General features: G+C 37.7%; 2 protein-coding genes. Both read left to right on the forward strand.

From position 1 onward, the window contains the following. The coding region (locus IQR33_RS02710; protein WP_228013730.1) for a hypothetical protein at positions 1-402 on the forward strand (402 nt) is incomplete at its 5' end. Beyond that, positions 395-1209, forward strand: an 815-nt coding sequence (rdgC, locus tag IQR33_RS02715; protein WP_193843492.1) for a recombination-associated protein RdgC, incomplete at its 3' end; no start/stop codon positions are given. The genes IQR33_RS02710 and rdgC, both read left to right, overlap by 8 nt.

Genomic DNA, 1209 nt, shown 5'->3' on the forward strand with positions numbered 1-1209 from the left:
ACCCCCGTACACTTCAATCTTGTACCTTTTGATGAGGTTGTTAAAGCTGGTTTCGACATGAATGATGAACAGGTTGAAGGCAAAGCCAGAAACCTACAGCTGTCTATTTGGCTAACGCTATTTTTTGTATTGGCTTTTTGCTTCTTTGCTGTAAACAGTGTTGCCAAATTCATTATTGTAACGATAGTAACCTCGGAGGTTCAATTTAGTTACCTAATGACATCCATGTATTTGACCTTGCTAAGTGCATTTACTTCCTTTATCTATTTTCATTACCTGCATTTATATTGGCAATATGACACCAATCGCTTTGGTTCTGTGTATTCATTTTTAGTTGCCATCAAAAAAGATCCTATGCGGTTACTGCCACTTTCCAATAAAGCCGAGGTAAATAATGTTTAAAACCTTTGTGATTTACAAGTTACCTGAAGACTTCAACTTGGAGCCAAATCTGCACTCTGAAATGTTTGAAAGGTTGAAGGCTAAACCTTTGACTGGTGCGATTAAGACTAAATATGGCTGGGCTGAGTTACTGCAATCAAATAAACCTTACATTAAGCTGGAAAACGATTATATTTTTCGTATAGAAAAGCGCTTTAGGTCTGTTGCATCTAGTACATTGGATGAAGCTGTCAGGCAGAAAATGATTCAGCTTGCACAAGATTCCCCCAGGACATGGGGAGTAAATGCCAAGGTTTCTTCACAAGATGTCAAGAATTTACGTGAAATGTGTGAAAACCTTCTTATACCGAAATCGCTTACACGTTTCAAAGATATCATTGTTTGGTTTAATACTGAGCTAAAGTTTCTTTTTATCGGTTCAAGTGGAAACAAAGAAGTTGAAGCGATTATTGATTTATTCAGGCTTACATTCAAAACATTTCCTGCGAGCCCGCTAACAGTTAATAATGATGTTTCGAGTGTATTTACTAGTTGGCTTAGCAGCCTGGAGTTACCGCCTACGTTGGCAATTAAAAATGGTGATATTGCATTTGAGAATAGAGCGAACGGTGCGAACAAGGTGAGATACAGTAACCAGGATATTGAGTCAGATGAAATCAATGCTAATTTACTAGCGCAAAAGCGCCCACTTCAACTATCTTGCGAATGGAACGCCACTTTAGGGTTTACTGTTAATAACGAATTAAAGTTTTCTAAGATCAAGCAACTAGGGCTGTTAAAAGAGAAAATAAAAACGGCCAATAAGGA

This window comes from Vibrio sp. OPT46 (assembly GCF_015163535.1).
In the GTDB taxonomy this organism is placed as follows: Bacteria; Pseudomonadota; Gammaproteobacteria; order Enterobacterales; family Vibrionaceae; genus Vibrio; species Vibrio alginolyticus.